The organism is Candidatus Accumulibacter contiguus (genome assembly GCF_036625285.1).
Lineage (GTDB): Bacteria > Pseudomonadota > Gammaproteobacteria > Burkholderiales > Rhodocyclaceae > Accumulibacter > Accumulibacter contiguus.
The window spans coordinates 1,246,649-1,265,971 of sequence record NZ_JAZKUC010000001.1 but is presented as its reverse complement, the minus strand read 5'-3'; the positions used below and the strand labels follow the sequence as shown (position 1 = coordinate 1,265,971).

Here is a 19,323-nt window from a genome sequence, read left to right as displayed (position 1 = left end):
TCAGACTCCTGCAGTTTCGGTGACTTCCCGGAAAAACCGGTAGCAGTTGCGGCCGGCCTTCTTGGCGTGGTACATGGCGATGTCGGCGTTCTTCAACAACTGGTTGACCTCGTCGCCGTGCTGCGGATAGACCGCTATGCCGATGCTCCCCGAGATGCTGATGCGGTGAGGACCGATGAGGAACGGACGCTCGAGCGCTGCCAGCAGCTTGCCGGCCACGACCACGGCATCGGCAGCCTTTTCGATTTGTGCCAGGAGAATGACGAATTCGTCGCCGCCGAGGCGTGCAACGGTGTCCGACTCCCTGGGTACGCAGTTCTGCAGACGGAGTGCGACTTCCTTGAGCAGGAGATCGCCGATGTCATGGCCGAGCGTGTCGTTGACCGGCTTGAAGCTGTCGAGATCGAGAAACATCAGGGCCACCGTACCGCGGTCCCGCCGCGCCTGCGCCAGGGCCTGGAAGAGGCGGTCGCTGAGCAGGCTGCGGTTCGGCAGGTCGGTCAACTGGTCATGGTGGGCAAGATGCTGAACGCGCTCTTCGTTGGCCTTGCGTTCGGAAATATCCTGTTTGATGGCGACGAAATGCTGAATCCTGCCGTTGCCATCGGTGACCGGGGAAATGGTCAGCGCCTCGGCGTAGAGACTGCCGTCCTTGCGGCGGTTGATCAGTTCACCGGTCCACACCCGGCCGGCCAGAATGGTGTCCCACATGCGCCGGTAGAACTGCGGATCCTGCTTCCCGGAATTGAGCATCTCGCCGGTGTGGCGACCCACGGCTTCCGTCAGCGAAAACCCGGTCATCCGGGTAAACGCCGGGTTGGCCCATTCGATGGTCGAATCGATGTCAGTGATCAGGATGCCGTTGGCCACGGAATTCAGTGCCGCCCTGAAGAGGCTGAGGCGCGATTCGAGTTTCTGGCGGACCAGCGCATGCCGGATGGCGCGTCCGAGCGCATCGTGCTGAAACTGGCCCTTGACCAGATAATCTTGCGCCCCGGCCTGCAGGGCCGCCTCGGCAAGCTGATGGTCGTCCTGACCGGTGAGAACGATGATCGGCACATCGGGCGCCACGGTGTGCATCGCCTCGACCGTATGCAGTCCGGACGAATCCGGCAGAGACAGATCGAGCAGAATGACATCCGGCATGCTGGCCGCGGCAGCGGCGACCCCTTGCGCGAGCGTCGACGCCCAGACCACCGGATCCTGGTCGCCAATACGTCTGATGCCGGCGAGTCGGACATACGCCTGGATCAGACCCAGATCACCGGGTTCGTCTTCGATCACCAGAATCGAAATTCGCCTTTGCTCCGACTCATTCATCCACAGCTCTCCATCATCGATATTCTGGCAAACGTGGCCGGGACACCCAGTAGTGGCTCAATCGCCGGATGTCTTCGATGAACACGGTGACATCCGGGGACTTGGCGATGTAGCCGGCGGCCCCGAGACGATAGGCTCCGAGCACATCACGTTCCACTTGCGAGGTGCTCAGCACGATCACCGGAATGTCGCGTAGTGCAGCATCCTCCTTGACGACGGCGAGGAACTCACGGCCGTCCATGCGCGGCATGTTGAGATCGATCAGAATCAGATCGGGACGGCTTGCCTGGGCGAAGCGCGGACCCTGGCGCCGCAGATACTCGAGCGCCTCGCGACCATCGACGACATGCTGCAAATCGGCCGCAAGGCAGCTCTCGTTCAATGCCAGCCTGAGCAGATAGGCATCGGCCGGCTCGTCCTCGGCCATCAGGATCACGAAGTTCTGTGCCGACGGGTTCATATTTGACATTTGATCACATCGTATTTCTGGACCAGCGACCAGACGAACACCAACACAGCCACATACGCCGGCCGCGACAGCAGCTTGCCGCTGCTCTCCGCCAGCCTTGGCCGGCGCGGACTGCGGGCGGGCGCTGGCGGACTTGCCGGTGGCGTCATGCCACCTCCGGCGGTATCGGCAGCGACACACAGAATCGGCTTCCCTGGCCTTCGCCTGCCGAGTCGGCCCAGATTCGCCCACCATGATGTTCGGCAATCTTTCGGCAAAGCGCCAGTCCGACACCACTGCCGTCGAAAGTCGCACGACTGTGCAAGCGCTGGAAGACCTGAAACAGCCGGGCAATCTGCTCGGGAGGAATGCCAATGCCGTTATCGGCGATACAAAGGTACCAGTGTCCGGCGGACACCTTGCTGGAGATCGAAATCTCCGGAGTCCGGCAGGCATTCCTGAATTTGGCCGCATTGCCGATCAGGTTCTGCAGCAGTCGCAGTATCTCGTCGGGGCTGACGAAGACACGCGGCCACTCGCCGCCGACGCGAATGCTCGCCTGTGCTTCGAGGAGGGTTGCTTGCAGGAAGAGTAGCGCGTCATCGAGGATCGACCGACTTTCGATCCACTCCGGCGGCTCACCCAGGCGACCGACGCGCGAGTACTCGAGCAGGCCGAGCAGCATTCGGTCAAGGCGCTTGGCGCCGTTGATGGCAAAGTTGAAGTAGTCACGTTGCTCGCTGCCGAGTTGGTCGGCGAGGCTCATTCCGAGCAGTTGCATATAGCTCGAGATCATTCGCAAGGGCTGACGCAGGTCATGCGAAATGGCGTAGCTGAACTGTTCCAGTTCGGCATTCGAGCGTTTGAGCTCGGTGATCTTCTGTTTGAGATCCTCTTGCAGGATCTCGTGCTCGCGCATCAGCCGGTAGGTACGGATGGCGGAATAGACCTGCACGAAAATTTGATTGGCGCTCAGTTCCGACTTGAGCAGGTAGCCATCGATCTCGTAGCCGCTGATCACCTCCCGCTCCGGAGCATAGCCTGGATGACCGGTGATCAGCACGATCTGGGCGCTGTGGTTGCCCAGTTCTTCGCGGATGTGGCGCACCAATTCCAGGCCGGCTTGATCGGACTCCATCACCACATCCAGCAGGAGCAGGGCGATGTCCGGGTTGGCGGCGATCGCCCTCCGCGCCTCTCTGGCCGACAAGGCATCGAGCAGGAGCAGCCGCTGGCCTTCGATCAGCATATCGTGCAGAGCCAGGTGAAGGACGGCATGAACATCCTTCTGGTCGTCTACCAGCAGCACCTTCCACGGGCTGTCGACCAGCGCAGCTTCGACCTCGGCGGATTCCGCGACAAACCAGGTGGACAACAGGCCGTGATCCTCGACCCGCTTACTGTTCATCGATTTCGAGGATCAAACGGCTTTGGACTGTGGTCATCAGATTGCCCGTAGAGCGAAGATAATAGAATGGCCAGGCCCGCTGATGGACCCGTTGGCCGTGCGCTGAACCGACAGGGTGCGACCAGCGGACAGGCCCGCGCTGTACTGCACATCGATCCGCAGCGCTTCCCCAGGAAATAGTGCACTCTTCGCGATGCTCCGTCAAACGGCTTTCATGGATTGTGGATGGATTGGGGGGTGCCTGCAACAGCCATGACCGTTAGAATGAGGGCCATGAACCTTCCAGGCAAAAAATTGCGCGAACGGATCGACCTGTACGAGCGGCTGATGCGTCTCGACAAACCGATCGGCATCCTGCTGCTGCTCTGGCCGACCTTGTGGGCACTATGGCTGTCGGCACGGGGCAGGCCGAACTGGCTGGTGGTCTGGATCTTCGTCCTCGGGACGGTGCTGATGCGTTCGGCCGGTTGCGTGATCAACGACCTGGCCGACCGCAATTTCGACCCGCATGTGGCGCGCACCCGCGAGCGCCCACTGGCCGCCGGCCGGGTATCGGCCAACGAGGCCATTCTGCTGTTTCTGGCGCTGGTGGCGGCCGCTTTCGCCCTGGTGCTGCCGCTCTTTAGCTGGCTGCTGGCCGGCCTCTGTGTGGCAGCACTGTTTCTCGCCGCCAGCTATCCCTTCAGCAAGCGCTTTCTCGCCGTGCCGCAAGCCTATCTCGGCGTCGCTTTCGGTTTCGGCATCCCGATGGCTTATGCCGTAGAACTCGGCAGGGTGCCGCTGGAAGCCTGGTGGCTGCTGCTGGCCAACGTCTTCTGGGCGATTGCCTACGATACCGAATACGCACTGGTCGACCGGGCCGATGATCTGAAGATCGGCATCCGCAGTTCGGCGATCACCTTTGGTCGCGCCGATGTGGCGGCGGTGATGCTCTGTTACGCGCTCGCTCTCGGCCTGATCGCTGCGCTCGGTTACCGACTCGGCCTCGGCGAACTGTTTTACTGCGGGCTGACGATCGCGGCGGCGATTGCCGCCTATCATTACACGCTGATCCGCGAACGCGATCCGCAGCGCTGCTTCACGGCTTTCCGGCACAACAACTGGCTGGGTGCCAGCGTCTTCGCCGGTATTGCCCTCGATTTTCTGGTCACAAGTGGAATCAACGGATGAAAAATTACCTGTTCTGCGCGCTTCTGCTACTGACGGGCACCTTGCAGGCGGCCGAAGACACTCGCCAGCTGGCACCGATGCCGGCGCCGGCAGAAGCCAATCTGCGTGCCGAGATGCGTGCCAGCCTGCTTGCCCTGAACGAAATTCTCGGCCTGGTAGCGGCCGGCAAACTGAAGGAGGCCGGCGAACTTGCCGAAAAGGAACTCGGCCTCTCGGCAATGGGCAGACATCGCGGCCAGCCTTTCGACGCGCGTCCTGGGCCGCACATGCCACCGGCGATGCACCGCATCGGCATCGATGGGCATCAGGCGGCCAGCGACTTTGCCCGCATCGCTGCCAGCGCCGATCGCGAGAAAACCATCGCTGCACTGCCGTCGCTGACCTCGGCCTGTGTCGGCTGCCACTACTCCTATCGCCTCAGATAGCCCCACGGACGATGAAATATCACGACCTGCGCGACTTCATCGCGCAACTGGAAGGTCTCGGTGAACTCAAGCGCATCGCTGTGGAGGTAGACACGCACCTGGAGATGACCGAGATTTGCGATCGCGTGCTGCGTGCCGGCGGCCCGGCACTACTCTTCGAGAATCCCCGAGGGCATAACATGCCGGTGCTGGCCAATCTCTTTGGCACGCCGCGGCGGGTGGCGCTGGGCATGGGGCAGGACTCGCTGCTGGCCTTGCGCGAGGTCGGCAAGCTGCTCGCCTACCTCAAGGAGCCGGAACCGCCGAAGGGACTCAAGGATGCCTGGGACAAGCTGCCGGTACTCCGGCAGGTGCTCCACATGGCGCCGCGTGTGCGTTCTTCGGCGCCTTGCCAGGATCTCGTATGGGAAGGCAAAGACGTCGACCTGTCGCGTCTGCCGATCCAGTTCTGCTGGCCGGGCGACGCAGCGCCACTGATCACCTGGGGACTGACGGTGACGCGCGGGCCGCACAAGAGCCGCCAGAACCTGGGCATCTATCGCCAGCAGGTGATCGGGAGCAACCGGGTGATCATGCGCTGGCTGGCGCACCGCGGCGGCGCGCTCGATTTTCGCGAGCACTGCCTGCAACATCCGGGCCAGCCTTTCCCGGTGGCGGTGGCACTGGGCGCCGATCCGGCGACGATTCTCGCGGCAGTGACGCCGGTTCCGGACAGTCTCTCCGAATACCAGTTTGCCGGTCTGCTGCGCGGGGCCAAGACCGAAGTGGTGCAGTGCCTGGGCTCCGATCTGCAGGTACCGGCAGCAGCCGAGATCGTTCTCGAAGGATTCATCGATCCGGCCGAAAGCGCGCTCGAAGGGCCGTATGGCGACCATACCGGCTATTACAACGAGCAGTCACGTTTTCCGGTGTTCACCATCGAGCGCATCACGATGCGCCGGCAAGCGATCTACCACAGCACCTATACCGGCAAGCCGCCGGACGAACCAGCGATGCTCGGCGTGGCGCTCAACGAAGTGTTCGTACCGCTGTTGCAGAAGCAGTTTCCCGAGATCGTCGATTTCTACCTGCCACCGGAAGGCTGTTCGTATCGCCTGGCGACGGTCAGCATCCGGAAACAGTATCCGGGGCACGCCAAACGCGTGATGTTCGGGATCTGGAGTTTCCTGCGCCAGTTCATGTACACCAAGTTCATCATCGTCGTGGACGACGATGTCGATATCCGCGACTGGAAGGAAGTGATCTGGGCAATGACCACGCGCGTCGATGCGGTGCGCGATACGCTGATCGCCGAGAACACGCCGATCGACTATCTCGACTTTGCCAGCCCGGTCGCCGGTCTCGGCAGCAAGATGGGAATCGACGCCACCAACAAGTGGCCTGGCGAAACCACTCGCGAGTGGGGAACACCGATCGTCATGGATGCTGCCGTGAAACAGCGCGTCGACGCGTTATGGAACGAACTGGGGCTGTGAGTGCCGGTTCTCCGCCCGGCCGGGGCAGACAAGACTGGAGAGCAAAGTGAATAATGACCTGATTCCCGAAAGGAATATCGACTCTGCGCACACCTGCTGCCATGTCATCTACGGCCTGCACGCACTCGCAGTGGTGGTTGGAGTAACCGGTGCGGCGACGGTCGCCGGCGCTTTTGTCTTCGGGCTACCATCGCTGATTGCCGTCGTTCTCAATTACCTCAAGCGCGCCGAGGTCTCGGGCACCTGGCTCTACAGCCACTATCGCTGGCAGATCCGGACCTTCTGGTTCACGCTGCTCTGGCTGCTGGTCTACGGCCTGCTGATCATCACCCTCATCGGTATTCCGATCGCCTGGATGTTGATCGTGATCCTCGGTCTTTGGGTCGCCTATCGCGTCATTCGCGGCTGGCTCGCGCTGGCAGACCGGCGACCGATCGGGGACAGTTGAGCTTGCCGGGTTTTCGGCGCTGCGCAGTGATATGTGAATTCGGTTGAGCTGCGTGCGTAGCTGCCGCCACCTCTTCCTCGCGCTGGCGATGCTGTTGCCACTTTGCGGCACTGCCGGCAATGCCGCCGCGCCGAAGTTGCCCGCTGCGCTGACCGTGGTCATCGACGACAACTATCCGCCCTATGTGTTTCGCGATGCCGGCGGCACCCTCACGGGTTATCTGGTCGATCGCTGGCGGCTGTGGGAAAGAAAGACCAGCGTAGCCATCGACCTGCAGGGAAGCGACTGGGCGACCGCACAGCAACGCATGAGCCGGCAGCAGGCGGCAGTCATCGATACCATCTTCCGGACCCCGGAACGCGAGCGCACACTCGATTTTTCGCCGCCTTACGAAACGATCCCGGTGTCGATCTTCACCCATGCCAGCATCGGCGGTATCGTCGATGCCATGACCCTGCAGGGTTTTCTGGTGGGCGTGAAGGCTGGCGACGCCTGTGTCACCAAGCTCGCCAGCCTTGGCGTCAGCACGCTGCAGACATTCGCCAGTTACGAGGCGCTGGTGCGCGGAGCGGTGGAAGGGAAAGTCCGGGTGTTCTGCCTCGACGAGCCGCCCGCCAACTACCTGCTCTACCTGAATCACGCCGAGCACCTGTTCAACAAGGCCTTCACCCTGTATACGGGGGAATTTCATCGGGCCGTGCACAAAGGCGATAGCGCCACGCTGGCACTGCTGCAGAAGGGTTTTGCCAGTATTTCTCCGGACGAAGAGCGGGATCTACGTCAGAAATGGATGGGGATCCCGCTGATTCTGTCCCCCTTTGCGCGTTATCTTGGCTACGCACTTCTGGTCGGCTCGCTGCTGGGCAGTCTGCTGTTGATCTGGGTGATGACCCTGCGGCGTCTCGTCCGGCAGCGCACCGCCCAGCTCGAAGCCACCCTGAATGCCGTTCCCGATCTGATGTTCGAGGTGGGGCTCGATGGTCGCTACCATGACTACCATTCCCCGCGTACCGATCTGTTGGCCGCCCCCCCTGATCGCCTGATCGGCAGGCTGATATCGGAGGTGTTGCCGCCCGCTGCCGCGGCCATTTGCCTGTCGGCCTTGCGCCAAGCGCAGGAGACCGGTCGCTCGCTTGGCCAGCAGTTCGAGTTGCCGTTGGCGCAGGGAAACTGCTGGTTCGAACTGTCGGTGGCACGCAAGTTTGCTGCGAACGGCAAAGAACCGCGCTTCATCGTTCTTTCTCGGGACATCAGCGAGCGCAAGCAGGCGGAGGCCGCGCTGCTGCGGCGCAGCGAGCAACTGGCGCTGATGTCGGCCGCCAGTCAGGAAATCAACAGCGAGCTGGAGATCCCGGTGGTGCTGCGGCAACTCGTGGCCGCCGCGCTGAAAATCACCGCCGCGACAGCAGGTGCAGCGGCGCGCCTCTGCGACGGACAGATGGTTTTCAGCGAGTACCGCCACGCTGCCCAGTGGATTCCGATTGACTACCGTTTCCCAAGCGGTTACGGCGTGCCGGGCCGGGTCATGCAGACCAGAGCGTTTTATCTCAGCAACGATGCCGAGCATGATCCCTATATGATCCCGGAGATTCAGCAGGCGCTTGCTTCGTACAACCTGCTCGACATGCCGATCATCAGCCGCCACGGTGATCTGCTCGGTTGTTTCGAGATCCACAACAAACCCGGTGGTTTCGACGAGACCGATGTACGTCTCTTGCAGGGTCTGGCAGCGAGCGCCGCGGTCGCTCTGGAAAACACCGCCTTGCTCGCCGAACGCCGGCAGGCGGAGCAGGCGCTGCGGGAAAGCGAGGCCCTGAAGGCGTCGGTGCTCGCCAATGCGGCTTGCGGCATCGTTGCCACCGATCCTGATGGGGTGATCACGGTATTCAACCCGGGCGCTGAAGCGATCCTCGGCTACCTTGCCGACGAGGTGGTCGGTCAGGTGTCCCCCGTCCTCTTTCACAACAGCGACGAGATCGCGGCGATGGCCGCAGCGCTGAGCGAGACCCTGGGTTATCGGGTCGAAGCCGGTTTCGACGCGCTGGTCGCCAGGGCACGCAGCAGCGGCGAAGTGGATGAGCGGGAAATGACCCTGATACGCAAGGACGGCTGCCGCCGTAGCGTGCGCCTGTCGGTGACGGTGATGCACAATCTGCAGGGCGGGATTGCCGGCTACCTCGGCACCCTTGTCGACATCACCGAGCAAAAGGAAGCCGAGGCCAGCATCAAGCGTCTGGCGCACTTCGACCCGCTGACCGGTCTGCCCAACCGCAGCCTGCTTGCCGAGCGGGTCAGGCATGATCTGAGCCGCGCCCAGCGCGGTCGCGAGTCGCTGGCGCTGATGTTCCTCGATCTCGACCGCTTCAAGAATGTCAATGATTCGCTCGGGCACCGGATTGGCGACGAGATCCTGGTTCAGCTCGCCAAGCGTCTGGTCGGCGCCGTCCGCGCGGAAGATACCGTTTCCCGTCTCGGTGGCGACGAATTCATCCTCGTCTTGCCGGATACCGACGCCGTCGGCGCCGCGCACGTGGCGAGCAAACTGCTCGAACTCACCACGCCCTCTTATCGTATCGAGCAGTATGAGCTGAGCTGCACGGTGTCGCTGGGTATTGCCATGTATCCGGCCGATGGCGACAGCTTCGAAACGCTGTCGATGTGCGCGGATACGGCGATGTATCGCGCCAAGCAGCGCGGCCGCAATGCCTATTGCTTCTTTACCCCCGAGATGCAGGAGCGATCGGCACGTACCCTGCAACTCGAAAACGACCTGCGGCGCGCGCTCGAACATGGCGAGCTGAGCCTGCATTTCCAGCCGCAGTTTGTGATCGCTGAGCGCCGTCTGGTCGGGGCCGAGGCGCTGCTGCGCTGGCAGCATCCCGAACTGGGGATGGTCTCGCCGGCCGAGTTCGTTCCGATTGCCGAGGAGTGCGGGCTGATTCTGCCGATTGGCGAATGGGTCCTGCGCGTTGCGGTTCGTCAGATGCGTCTCTGGCAGCAAGCCGGTCTGCCGCTGCTGACCGTTGCCGTCAACCTCTCGGCAGTGCAGTTTCGGCAGGCGAATCTGGCCGAGGTGGTGTCGCGAATCCTCGACGAGGAAGGTCTGCCGGCGCAGTTTCTCGAGCTCGAGTTGACCGAGAGCGTGGCCATGGACAACCCGCTGGCGGCAGTCGAGATGATGGACAAGCTGCGCGAGCGGGGGGTGCGCATCTCGATCGACGACTTCGGTACCGACTATTCGTCAATGAGTTACCTCAAGCGTTTTCGGGTCCACAAGCTCAAGATCGACCGCTCGTTTGTCGCCGACCTGGCCAGCGATCCGGATGATGAGGCAATCATTGCGGCGATCATCGGCCTGGCGCACAACCTCGGCCTGCAGACCATCGCCGAAGGCGTCGAAAGCGAAGAGCAGATGGCTTTTCTGGGTGCCAAGGGCTGCGATGAAGCACAGGGTTATCTGTTCAGTGAGCCGCTGCCGGCAGCGCAGTTCGCAGCCTTCGCGAGCCACGCTTGCTGGTGCTGAGGGCTGCTCAGCGCTTTGCCACCCAGAGCAGCAGGGCGTCGATCGCTGGCTTGCCGAGTCGGGCTTTCGGGTCGTTGATCAGACAGACAACGATCCAGCGCTTGCCGCTGCGGTCGAGCAGAAAACCGGCAAGTGCCCGCACTCCATCGAGATAGCCGGTCTTCAGGTGCGCGCGCCCGGACAGCGATCCCTCGTTGAAACGCTTGCGTAAAGTGCCGTCGACGCCGGCAATCGGCAGTGAGGCGATGAGTTCGGGCATCACCGGACTTTGCCAGGCGGCGCGCAGCAAAGCGGCCAGGTCTGCGGCCGAGATGCGTTCGCTGCGCGACAGGCCGGAGCCGTTGTCCAGCACCAGTTCAGGCAGTTTCAGTCCCTTCGCCTGCAACCAGCCGGCGATCCGGCGGCGCGCACCTTCCGCCGTTGCCGGGCGCTCGCTGTCGAGGCTCAGGAACAGTTGGCGCGCCATGACGTTATTGCTGAACTTGTTGATGTCGCGAATCACCTCGCCGAGCGCCGCTGACTCCTGTACCGCCAGCGTGCGCGCGCTGGCTGGCACGCGGCCTGCGCGGACGCGGCCACTGAAGCTGCCGCCGAGTTCGCGCCACAGGGCACGGAACAGATCCTCGACCTGCAGGTCGGCAGCCCAGGGCACGAGGTGTAGCGCCTTCTCGCCGCAGGCCGCCGGAAATCTGCCGCTGAGCTCGATGCTCTGGCCGTTGACCACCGGCCTGATCTGTTCGCGCCAGTCATCGCAGGCCTCACGCCCGAGGCTCAGGCGATTGTCGATACGCAGGCCTGCGCTCGGCGTATCGATGATCACCTGGACCGTCTGGCGCGCCGGGTCCGGCAGCAGCGTCAGGCGGATGCTCTTGAGGTTCACCAGCAGCGCATCCGGACCGGCGTTGTACGGCCGTAACGGTTCCTGGTCGAACTCGCCCGGATCGTGTGGCGGAACTGCGAAAGCGCTGCGATCGAGAACCAGGTCGCCGCCGATTTCGGCCACGCCGCGCGCACGCAGTTGCCGCAACAGCAGCCAGAACGGTTCGAGACCGAGCCTGGGATCGCCGCTGCCGCGCAGATAGAGATTGCCATCGACCCGGCCGTTGACGGCTGCGGACTCGGCAAGCACTTCGGTGTGCCAGGTGTGCGCCGGCCCGAGCAGTTCGAGGGCAGCGTAAGTGGTCAGCAGTTTCATTGCCGAAGCCGGGTTCATGGCCTGCCGCGGGTGGTGAGCAAGTAGCGGCGGGCCGCCATCAACGGCCTGCACGACCACGGCGACCGAGCGCGCGGGGATGCCGGCTTCCTGCAGTGCCTGGCTGACCGCCGGCGGCAGGTCTGCCGCCTGGGCTGCCGGCAGGCCAGGCGCGATCAACGCGAGCACGACGATTTTGCGAAGGGCGGGCAACCCTGGCGCCGGTTGCCAAGGCTGCGTAGGTCGGGTTAGCGCAGCGTAACCCGACATTTTACCCAAGGCATTGCAAGCCGCCACCGTAGCCCGAGTGAGCACAGCGTAACTCGACACCCTGCCCGATGAATGTCGGGTTACGCCCTGCGGGCCAACCCGACCTACGAGTATGGCCAGACGCTGAAGTACGTCGTTCAGCCGTGCTCCCAGGGCGGCGGGTGGCTGAGAAACCTGGCCAGCAGCGTATCGAGTTGAGCGAGCATCAGATCGGTGCGTCCGGCCAGCCAGGCGCGGACCAGGTCGCTGTGGTGGCCGGGCAGGGCCTGCACGGCAAGCTGTTCGGCGACGGTGGTGTCGTTCATCCGGCCGAGCAGGTCGAGCAGGCCAGTGGCACTTTGCTGATAGCGCTGCATGCGCCGTGCCGGGAACAGCGGGGCGAAGAACTCGAGCGCGTAACGCAGCCGCTTCAAGGCGACACGCAGGGCATGTCGGGCCTCCGGATCCGAATCCCGGGTTTCAACCGCCAGCGCAGCGACACGTTTGGCGCGCTTGTTCAGGGAGTTTGGCGCAAAGGCGGTGATTGGCGGCTTCTTGCTTTCCGGGAGGGCGACGGTGGCGGCGGTGAATTCGAGCAACAACTGCGAGTAGGTGGGTGCGGTCATGGCTGCCTGCGCCGCCTTGCGACAGGCGGCCAGGTGGCTGTTGGCCTGGCTGGCGAGCCGGTGCAGGTCGGCATGATCGGGAAACGCCTTGTGGATCGGCGGCAGGATCTCGGTGATGAAGACATCCCAGTTACGGGTGTCGCCCAGTTGATTGGCCAGGGTACGCCAGCGTGGGTCGAAGTTGCTGACATATTCTTCCGGCAGCAGCGGTCGCCAGAGCCGGATCGCCGAACGCAGGCGACGCATGGCGACGCGCGCCTGATGGATGTATTCGGGCGCGTTGGTTTCGCGCAGACCACGTTCATTGCCCTGGAGTTGCGCCAGACACGAGAAGACGGTGCTGCGGAAGACGGCGATGCTGGTCATCCCCATTTCCAGCGCCGCGTCGGCAGCCCTGACCGGTGTCAGTGCGGTTCCGTTGGCCAGCCGGTAGCCGCGCTCGGCCTTGCTGGCGCTCCCGGGATGCAGCGGCAGTTCGCTCTGCAGGGCGAGCGCAGCATCGAACAGGTCGGAGACTTTCCCTTCGAGCAATTCCAGTTCGACTTCGCAAATGGTTTCCTGATGGTCGCCGGCGACGATCTTGCCGCGGTCGAGTGCGACCTCGATGCGCGTTCCCTCCTGTGGCGTCAGCAGCCAGAAGTTGCGCGTGAAGTCCGTGCTGAAAACCGGCGCCAGTTCGGGGATCGCCGCTTCGAGAAAGCGGCGGAGCTTGGGGTTGTCCACATGGGAAAAATCGAATTCGCCAGGTTGGCCGGGCGCCTCCCATTCGCGGCGTTGTGCCAGCCCGCCGGGAGAGGCCGCGTCACTCTTGACGGTCAGCAGCCATGTCGAGTCTTTGCGGCGGTAGCGCACGGCGAGACGTTTTCGCTGCAGGCGCCGGTCAGGCGTGTCATAGTAGGTATTGACCAGCTTCTGTCGGATCGGCTGGCTGTTGGCCAGCAGCGCGTGTGCAGATACCCGCCGTGCAGCGCTTGCCGGCAGGCTCAGTTTGATCTCGGTTTCCATTGCCATTGTTATTGTCTCCTCGTGGGGTGATGTGGGTGCCGCAGATTTCAGGAATCGTGCATGCGCAGTTTCTCGACATCGGGAATGTGGATCCTTCGCCCTTCAACGACAATCAGCCCTTTCTCCGAGAGCTCGTGCAGGATACGCGAGAAGTGCTCCTGCGTCAGATTGAGGCGCGAGGCAATGACGCCCTTGTTGGTCGGCAGCGTCACGGTGATTCCCTCGCCTCCGTTGCCGGGAATGTCCAGTAGCAGATAAGCGATGATGCGCTGCCGGCCAGAACACAGGGAATACGATTCCACGTCGCTGACCAGGTGGTGCAGACGCATCGACAGCCCGGCAATCATCTTGCGACCGAACTTCGGGTCCGCGTCGAGTTCGTCGAGAATCGCCGTCTTCGAGATGTGCAGCAGCAGCGAGTCGACCAGTGCCTGCGCATAGACCATGAACGGTCTGTCCGTAAACATCACGGCCTCACCGAAGGTCTGACCTTGCCCGATGATATCGACGAGTTTTTCCCCGCCATTCGGCGAGGTGAACGCCAGTTTCACCTGGCCGTAAACCAGCAGGTAGAAGCCGGTCGGTGTATCTCCCTTGTGGAACAGGATGTCACCGCGCGCAGCGGTGATTTCACGTGTGCCACGGGCCAGGCGCGCAATTTCTTCCGTCGCCAGTTCATTGAACAGCGGCACATGCGCCAGCAGCGCTTCAATGTTTATGCCGTGTTGGTTTGCATGCATGGGCGGTTTTTCGCAAGAATCAGCCAGCGCCGAAATCGGCGGTCGGTAATATTCGCACTTGTGACCGCCAGGGGCAAGAGCATTGCCGGAGCTTGTTGCCAACAGCACAGGAGCGTATATCTGCGCTAATCTGCGACATCTGCGGACCCACTGCGGTTTCCAGGCGAATGGTAACAGCTTAAAGCCGCACCTCCGAAGCCACCATGAAAGGATGAGGTATGACCAATCCGCCCTCACCATCGGCAAGACGCAAGCCCGCTGTGGCCAAGCGTACCGTCAAGAAGCCAGACACTCTGGCGAAACCCGATGCCGACCTGCCCGCCGAGCCAGGTCTCGTCGACCAGGTGCGCGCGATGGCTGGCAGGCTGCTGGACATCAGTGCGGCCACCGGGGTTGCCGGGCGTGCCCTCCAGACCGCCGGCAAGGTCAGCCGGGCGTTGCAGGAAGGGCATCCGATCGATGCGGCCAGCGAAGTCGTGCGGGCAGTACTGCCAGGGATGGTGGAACCTACTGCCTGGAGCAAAACCGGTGCGGCGATCCGCTCGATGCGCGAGACGGCCGGGCTGACGATCGCCGAAGTCAGTGCCGCCATCGACCTCAAGGATCCTTCGCTGATCGAGGCTCTCGAGAATGGCCGCATCGCCCTGTCGTTCGAGCTGATTCTGCGTCTGGCAGCGGTTTTCGGTCGCAATGACCCGATTGGTTTCGTGATGGGATTTACCCGCACGACCAATCCCGAACTGTGGAAAAGCCTCGAAAATCTGGGAATCGGCAAGCTGGTGCTACAGACCGTTCGCGAACACCAGTTCGTCAACATTTATCGCAGCAATGACGATGCGCGTACGCTCGGCGACCAGGAATTCGCCGAGATTGTGAGCTTCACGCAGGCGGCATTCGAGATGGCGATGGCCCTGCGCACTCGGCACCAGGAGCGCAGCAGCGATCGCGATGAGTGAGTCCGTGACGCCATATTGCGGAACGGATGCCTCGCTGCATGCTTCGCCTATCGATCGATTCGCCGGTTGTCGGCAAGGAATGATGCGCAGCTGTCGATGCTTGCGGCCGGCGGCGGCAAAGATTGCCGGTAAACCCGGCCCCGAGTGCTGGTGCCGAGCGGCATTTCTTGCCGATCGATGACGGAATCAATCATTGGGGCGACCTCCAACCCCCGTTTTCGGTGCCTTGGACTCGATGATCGGCGTTGTTCTTCTGCTTGAGCGGGTGTATTTTGGGAAATGAGCGCAAAGTCTGGAATTCTCTGGCCCGGAAATTGCTTTTTATCCTTGTGCTCTTTATCCTTGCGGCACGCCGCCCGGTTATTCCCGCCTGCATGGACGTGCCAGTCGCCCAGCGGGCAGGGCGGAGTGCCTTGCGACCGCAGGCGGTCAAGGGCAGTTGGCCGAGATGATCCACTACTACCAGGACAGAAAAATGTTGATTGGCGGCGTATTGAGTGCGAGCAACTGGATTTCCCAGCTTGGCCAACTGAGCAGCACCAGCCAAACGAACGGCACGAGAGCCAACCGTGGCGTGGACGAGATCCCGTCCCCTGGGCCTTCCGCCGGCGGCGGCATGCTCGAAGCGATTACCCAGGCCTTGGCGAAAATCGGCGTCGGCAACAGTGCGAGTGCTTCGAGCAAGACTGCCGCAACGTCGGCATCGGCTTCGTCCTCCTCCTCAACATCCGCGGCCGAGGATCCGGCACGGGCTCTGGCCGCTTTCATGCAGACCCTGATGGCCGCCCTGCATTCGCAAAGCACTCAGGCCGCCACGAACGACAGCAGCATCGCGGGCAGCTCCGGCCAGCACCGCCACAATTTCCAGTCGGACATGCAGAGTCTGATCGAGAAGCTCGCGTCGTCGAGTGGCAATTCGACGGGTTCGGGCTCGTCCGACTCCTCGGTGGGTGCGCTGCAGCAAAGTTTCCAGAAGCTCCTGGGGGCAGTTGGCGGGAGCAGCAGCAAAGCGACGCTTGCGGACTTTCTGCAGGCCTTCGCCAGCAACATGCCTGCCGCTTCGTCCGTCGGGAACGTCGTCAGTACCAGGGTCTAGGCAAGTACTGACGGCCAGGGCCAGCCGAATTCGGCCCGCCGGCCGTACCTGCGCAGCAGCACTGGAGATCGATGTACGGGCCGTAGATTCGGAAGTGTCGAGGAAATCGACGCCGGTGCCGGACGGCCTGTTACGAAGTCACTGGATGTCCGAAAACGGCCAGCCCCGCTGAACGCTTGCCGCTAGACTGGCAGCATGCCTGAAGCCAACGACCATCCCGCGACGATGCAAGCCCATGCCGGCCAGTTCCCCCCGGCTGCCTGCTACCAGGCCATGAAGGCGCATGACACACGCTTCGATGGTCGATTCTTTGTCGGCGTTTCTTCGACGCGAATCTACTGCCGGCCGATCTGCCGGGTGAAGTTGCCGCTGTTCGAGAACTGCAGTTTCTACATCAGCGCAGCGGCAGCCGAAGCAGCCGGCTATCGGCCTTGTCTGAAATGCCGGCCGGAACTCGCGCCCGGATTCGCCGCCAGCGAGGCGAGTGCGAAGCTGGCACATAGCGCGGCGCGCTTCATCGAAGATGCCATCGCGGGGATCGGTGGCCCAGCCAATGGCGACGCGGTGCACCCGCTGAGCGCGATTGCGGCGCGCGTCGGAGTGACCGACCGGCACTTGCGGCGGATATTTCAGACCGAGTTCGGCGTGTCGCCGGTGCAGTATGCGCAAACGCATCGCCTGCTGCTGGCCAAGCGCTTGCTGACCGATACGGCCTTGCCGGTCGCCGAGGTGGCTTTCGCCAGCGGTTTTTCCAGTGTTCGCCGTATGAATGCGCTGTTTTCGGAGCGCTATGGATTTGCTCCGACGCGCTTGCGCAACACCCTGGCCGAGGCGGGCGGAGCGAGCGCAGCCGTCGCCGAAAACACGCGCTTCTTCACCTTCAGCCTGGCGTATCGCGCCCCGTTTGACTGGCCGGCGCTGCTCGCCTTTCTTGAGCAGCGCGCCATCGCGGGCGTCGAGGCCGTCAGCGACGGCAGCTATCGTCGCATCCTGCGTTACGTTCGAGGCAGCGATGCGCAGGCCATCTGCGGCTGGCTGCAAGTGGCCGACCAGGCGCACAGGAATGCGCTGCAAGTGACGCTGTCGCCCGCCTTTGCGCCGGTGATCGCTGCTGTGCTGAGCCAGGTCAAACGGGTCTTCGATGTGCACGCCGACCCTTGGGAAATCGGCGCGGCGCTCGGCCGGCTCGCGCAGGGAGCGAGCGGCCTGCGCCTGCCCGGGGCCTTCGATGGCTTCGAACTCGCGGTGCGGGCCGTCCTCGGGCAGCAGATCACGGTCGCCGCGGCACGCACGCTGGCGACGCGCTTCGTCGCCGCTTTCGCCGAGCCGATCGAATTCGAGGACAGGCCACCCTTCACCGACCTGCATGTGGCTTTTCCCACGGCGAGTCGGGTGGCGACTCTGATGCCGGCCGAACTCACCCGCCTGGGCATCGTTGCCGCACGTGCGCATGCGCTGATTGCGCTGGCGCAAAAAGTGCTCGCCGGTGAACTCGACCTGTCGCCGGACGCGGACCTCGAGTCGAGCTGCGCCGCCCTGCAATCGATCGAGGGCATCGGCGCGTGGACGGCACACTACATCGCGATGCGGGCGCTGTCCTGGCCGGATGCGTGGCCGCCGCACGATGCCGGATTGCTCAAGGCGCTCGGCCTGCCGAACACCGCCAGCGGCTGGCGCGCAGCCGAAGCGATCGCCGAGCCGTGGCGACCCTGGCGCAGCTATGCGCTGATGCACCTGTGGAACTCTCAGGAGAAAACCGCATGACGACTCATTCGACGCATTTCGACTCGCCGGTCGGCCGCCTGCTGGCCTTGGCCGCCAACGACGCGATCATTGCCCTGCATATCCTTGGTGGCAAGCATCCGCCAGCGCCCGCCGAGCCCTGGCTCGATTCGCCGCAACTGCCGGTATTCCTGCAGTTGCGGCAGGAACTGACCGAATACTTCGCCGGTCAGCGACGAAGGTTCGAACTCAGGCTGGCGCCCGCGGGGAGCGACTTCCAGCAAGCGGCATGGCTCGCGCTGACCCGGATCCCGTACGGACAGACGCGCAGCTATGGCCAGCAGGCGGCAGCGATCGGCAGACCGGCGGCGGTTCGCGCGGTCGCTGCCGCCAACGGCCGCAACCCGATCGCCATCGTCGTGCCGTGTCACCGCGTGATCGCCGCCAACGGCGCCTTGACGGGTTACGCCGGCGGGCTGCACAACAAGGCGTTGCTGTTGCGACTCGAAGGGGGCGCCGCTTGATCGCACCGCTGACCCGACGCACCTTGCGCGTCGGCGCGGCCACCGCGGGGAGGCAACGTTGACAACGTACTTCCAGATTTCCGGCACCTGGTCGGCGCGGCCACCGCGGGGAGGCAACCCTGAAAACCCGTGACCTCGGCGATTTCGTCCTGCTCGCCATGCTCTGGGGCGCTTCGTTTCTGTTCATGCGCGTCGGCGCACCGGAGTTCGGTCCGATTGCCCTGATCGGCCTGCGGGTGGCGATTGCGGCGCTGTGCTTGTGGCCGTTGTTGCTGGCCGGCTCGGATGCGACCTCGCTGCGTCGCCATGCGTTGCCGATGGCGACGGTCGGGATCTGCAACTCGGCGTTACCTTTCGTTCTCCTGGCCTACGCGTCGCTTTCCCTGACCGCTGGATTCACCGCCCTGATCAATGCGACGGTGCCCTTGTGGGCCGCGCTCGTCGGCATGCTCTGGCTGCGTGACCGCCTGACGCCGAGGCAGTGGATCGGCCTGCTGCTCGGCGTCATCGGCATGGGGGTGCTGACCTGGGGGAAAGTCACTTTCCGGGAGGGCGGCAGCGCTTTGGCGATCATGGCCGGATTGCTCGCGACACTGTCCTACGGTTTTTCCAGCCACTTCGCCAGGCGAACGCTGGTCGGCGTCGCGCCGCTGGCCATCGCCACCGGCAGTCAGACCAGTGCAGCCATCGCACTGGCACCGCTGACCCTGGCATTCTGGCCGACAGCGACCCCGTCGGGATACGCCTGGCTGGCGCTGATCCTGCTGGCGACGTTTTCGACGGCGCTGGCCTACATCCTGTATTTCCGGCTGATTGCCCATCTGGGCGGACAGCGGGCGTCGACGGTAACCTTCCTGATTCCGGTGTTTGCGGCTGGCTGGGGCGGAATCTTCCTCGGCGAAGTCGTGACGCTGCCGATGCTGCTTGGCGGGGCCATCATTCTGGTCGGTACGGCGCTGACCCTGGGGATTGCACGAACTTCTTGACGCTAAACAT

General features: G+C 63.3%; 17 protein-coding genes. 10 read left to right on the top strand and 7 right to left on the bottom strand.

Annotated elements, in window-relative coordinates; translation table 11 throughout:
- The 4 genes from V5B59_RS06150 to V5B59_RS06135 are packed head-to-tail and all read right to left on the bottom strand — an operon-like array spanning position 1 to position 3,176.
- Positions 1-1,320 (bottom strand): diguanylate cyclase domain-containing protein, encoded by a 1,320-nt coding sequence (locus tag V5B59_RS06150; protein WP_169070302.1) that lies wholly within the window; start codon positions 1,318-1,320, stop codon positions 1-3.
- Between the two features lie 13 nt (positions 1,321-1,333).
- On the bottom strand, positions 1,334-1,789 hold the full coding sequence (locus tag V5B59_RS06145; RefSeq protein WP_248594824.1) for a response regulator: 456 nt from the start codon (positions 1,787-1,789) through the stop codon (positions 1,334-1,336).
- Positions 1,777-1,938, bottom strand: a complete 162-nt coding sequence (locus V5B59_RS06140) for a hypothetical protein (protein WP_169070301.1) — start codon at positions 1,936-1,938, stop codon at positions 1,777-1,779. The genes V5B59_RS06145 and V5B59_RS06140 overlap by 13 nt, the downstream gene beginning before the upstream one ends.
- Positions 1,935-3,176, bottom strand: a complete 1,242-nt coding sequence (locus tag V5B59_RS06135; protein ID WP_248594823.1) for a sensor histidine kinase — start codon at positions 3,174-3,176, stop codon at positions 1,935-1,937. Before V5B59_RS06135 ends, V5B59_RS06140 begins: the two co-directional genes overlap by 4 nt.
- A gap of 273 nt (positions 3,177-3,449) precedes the next feature.
- Here V5B59_RS06135 and ubiA point away from each other — a divergent pair, with 273 nt between their 5' ends.
- From ubiA to V5B59_RS06110, 5 genes are read left to right on the top strand one after another with little or no spacing between them, the layout of a single operon-like run.
- The gene (ubiA, locus tag V5B59_RS06130; RefSeq protein ID WP_169070300.1) at positions 3,450-4,346 is read left to right on the top strand and encodes a 4-hydroxybenzoate octaprenyltransferase; all 897 of its coding nucleotides are present in this window, start codon (positions 3,450-3,452) and stop codon (positions 4,344-4,346) included.
- Complete coding sequence (locus V5B59_RS06125) at positions 4,343-4,771, top strand: hypothetical protein (protein WP_034908494.1); 429 nt, start codon at positions 4,343-4,345, stop codon at positions 4,769-4,771. The genes ubiA and V5B59_RS06125 overlap by 4 nt, the downstream gene beginning before the upstream one ends.
- A gap of 11 nt (positions 4,772-4,782) precedes the next feature.
- A complete protein-coding gene (ubiD, locus tag V5B59_RS06120) occupies positions 4,783-6,246 on the top strand; it encodes a 4-hydroxy-3-polyprenylbenzoate decarboxylase (protein ID WP_169070299.1) in 1,464 nt (487 codons plus the stop codon).
- Positions 6,247-6,292: 46 nt separating this feature from the next.
- The gene (locus V5B59_RS06115) at positions 6,293-6,694 is read left to right on the top strand and encodes a DUF4870 family protein (protein WP_169070298.1); all 402 of its coding nucleotides are present in this window, start codon (positions 6,293-6,295) and stop codon (positions 6,692-6,694) included.
- A 52-nt stretch (positions 6,695-6,746) separates the two neighbouring features.
- Positions 6,747-10,217, top strand: coding sequence for an EAL domain-containing protein (locus tag V5B59_RS06110; RefSeq protein ID WP_169070297.1), 3,471 nt, complete (start codon positions 6,747-6,749; stop codon positions 10,215-10,217).
- A 7-nt stretch (positions 10,218-10,224) separates the two neighbouring features.
- On the opposite strand, the gene dacB is transcribed toward V5B59_RS06110, so the two are convergent.
- From dacB to V5B59_RS06095, 3 genes are all read right to left on the bottom strand, one after another.
- Positions 10,225-11,598 carry a D-alanyl-D-alanine carboxypeptidase/D-alanyl-D-alanine endopeptidase gene (dacB, locus tag V5B59_RS06105; protein WP_332351702.1) on the bottom strand — a complete coding sequence of 458 codons (1,374 nt, stop codon included), beginning with the start codon at positions 11,596-11,598 and terminating at the stop codon, positions 10,225-10,227.
- A 218-nt stretch (positions 11,599-11,816) separates the two neighbouring features.
- Positions 11,817-13,295 carry a CYTH and CHAD domain-containing protein gene (locus V5B59_RS06100; protein WP_169070296.1) on the bottom strand — a complete coding sequence of 493 codons (1,479 nt, stop codon included), beginning with the start codon at positions 13,293-13,295 and terminating at the stop codon, positions 11,817-11,819.
- A 41-nt stretch (positions 13,296-13,336) separates the two neighbouring features.
- Entirely contained in the window at positions 13,337-14,029 is a 693-nt protein-coding gene (locus V5B59_RS06095) for a Crp/Fnr family transcriptional regulator (RefSeq protein WP_332351701.1), read from the bottom strand.
- 218 nt (positions 14,030-14,247) lie between these two features.
- Here V5B59_RS06095 and V5B59_RS06090 point away from each other — a divergent pair, with 218 nt between their 5' ends.
- The 5 genes from V5B59_RS06090 (at position 14,248) to V5B59_RS06070 (ending at position 19,313) form a co-directional block, all read left to right on the top strand.
- Complete coding sequence (locus V5B59_RS06090; RefSeq protein ID WP_169070294.1) at positions 14,248-14,985, top strand: helix-turn-helix domain-containing protein; 738 nt, start codon at positions 14,248-14,250, stop codon at positions 14,983-14,985.
- 439 nt (positions 14,986-15,424) lie between these two features.
- The gene (locus V5B59_RS06085) at positions 15,425-16,081 is read left to right on the top strand and encodes a hypothetical protein (protein ID WP_332351700.1); all 657 of its coding nucleotides are present in this window, start codon (positions 15,425-15,427) and stop codon (positions 16,079-16,081) included.
- A gap of 195 nt (positions 16,082-16,276) precedes the next feature.
- Complete coding sequence (locus V5B59_RS06080) at positions 16,277-17,845, top strand: AlkA N-terminal domain-containing protein (RefSeq protein ID WP_248594822.1); 1,569 nt, start codon at positions 16,277-16,279, stop codon at positions 17,843-17,845.
- Entirely contained in the window at positions 17,842-18,327 is a 486-nt protein-coding gene (locus V5B59_RS06075) for a methylated-DNA--[protein]-cysteine S-methyltransferase (RefSeq protein WP_034911794.1), read from the top strand. Before V5B59_RS06080 ends, V5B59_RS06075 begins: the two co-directional genes overlap by 4 nt.
- A 158-nt stretch (positions 18,328-18,485) precedes the next feature.
- Complete coding sequence (locus tag V5B59_RS06070) at positions 18,486-19,313, top strand: DMT family transporter (RefSeq protein WP_169070292.1); 828 nt, start codon at positions 18,486-18,488, stop codon at positions 19,311-19,313.
- The last annotated feature ends 10 nt before the right edge of the window (positions 19,314-19,323 follow it).

Excerpts from the sequence above, each read along its gene's own strand:
- V5B59_RS06075 (WP_034911794.1), top strand. The coding sequence starts at position 17,842 with ATGACGACTCATTCGACGCATTTCGACTCGCCGGTCGGCCGCCTGCTG.
- V5B59_RS06140 (WP_169070301.1), bottom strand. The coding sequence starts at position 1,938 with ATGACGCCACCGGCAAGTCCGCCAGCGCCCGCCCGCAGTCCGCGCCGG.
- V5B59_RS06080 (WP_248594822.1), top strand. The coding sequence starts at position 16,277 with ATGCCTGAAGCCAACGACCATCCCGCGACGATGCAAGCCCATGCCGGC.
- ubiA (WP_169070300.1), top strand. The coding sequence starts at position 3,450 with ATGAACCTTCCAGGCAAAAAATTGCGCGAACGGATCGACCTGTACGAG.
- V5B59_RS06095 (WP_332351701.1), bottom strand. The coding sequence starts at position 14,029 with ATGCATGCAAACCAACACGGCATAAACATTGAAGCGCTGCTGGCGCAT.
- ubiD (WP_169070299.1), top strand. The coding sequence starts at position 4,783 with ATGAAATATCACGACCTGCGCGACTTCATCGCGCAACTGGAAGGTCTC.
- V5B59_RS06100 (WP_169070296.1), bottom strand. The coding sequence starts at position 13,295 with ATGGCAATGGAAACCGAGATCAAACTGAGCCTGCCGGCAAGCGCTGCA.
- V5B59_RS06070 (WP_169070292.1), top strand. The coding sequence starts at position 18,486 with ATGCTCTGGGGCGCTTCGTTTCTGTTCATGCGCGTCGGCGCACCGGAG.
- V5B59_RS06125 (WP_034908494.1), top strand. The coding sequence starts at position 4,343 with ATGAAAAATTACCTGTTCTGCGCGCTTCTGCTACTGACGGGCACCTTG.
- V5B59_RS06090 (WP_169070294.1), top strand. The coding sequence starts at position 14,248 with ATGACCAATCCGCCCTCACCATCGGCAAGACGCAAGCCCGCTGTGGCC.
- V5B59_RS06150 (WP_169070302.1), bottom strand. The coding sequence starts at position 1,320 with ATGAATGAGTCGGAGCAAAGGCGAATTTCGATTCTGGTGATCGAAGAC.
- V5B59_RS06145 (WP_248594824.1), bottom strand. The coding sequence starts at position 1,789 with ATGTCAAATATGAACCCGTCGGCACAGAACTTCGTGATCCTGATGGCC.
- V5B59_RS06135 (WP_248594823.1), bottom strand. The coding sequence starts at position 3,176 with ATGAACAGTAAGCGGGTCGAGGATCACGGCCTGTTGTCCACCTGGTTT.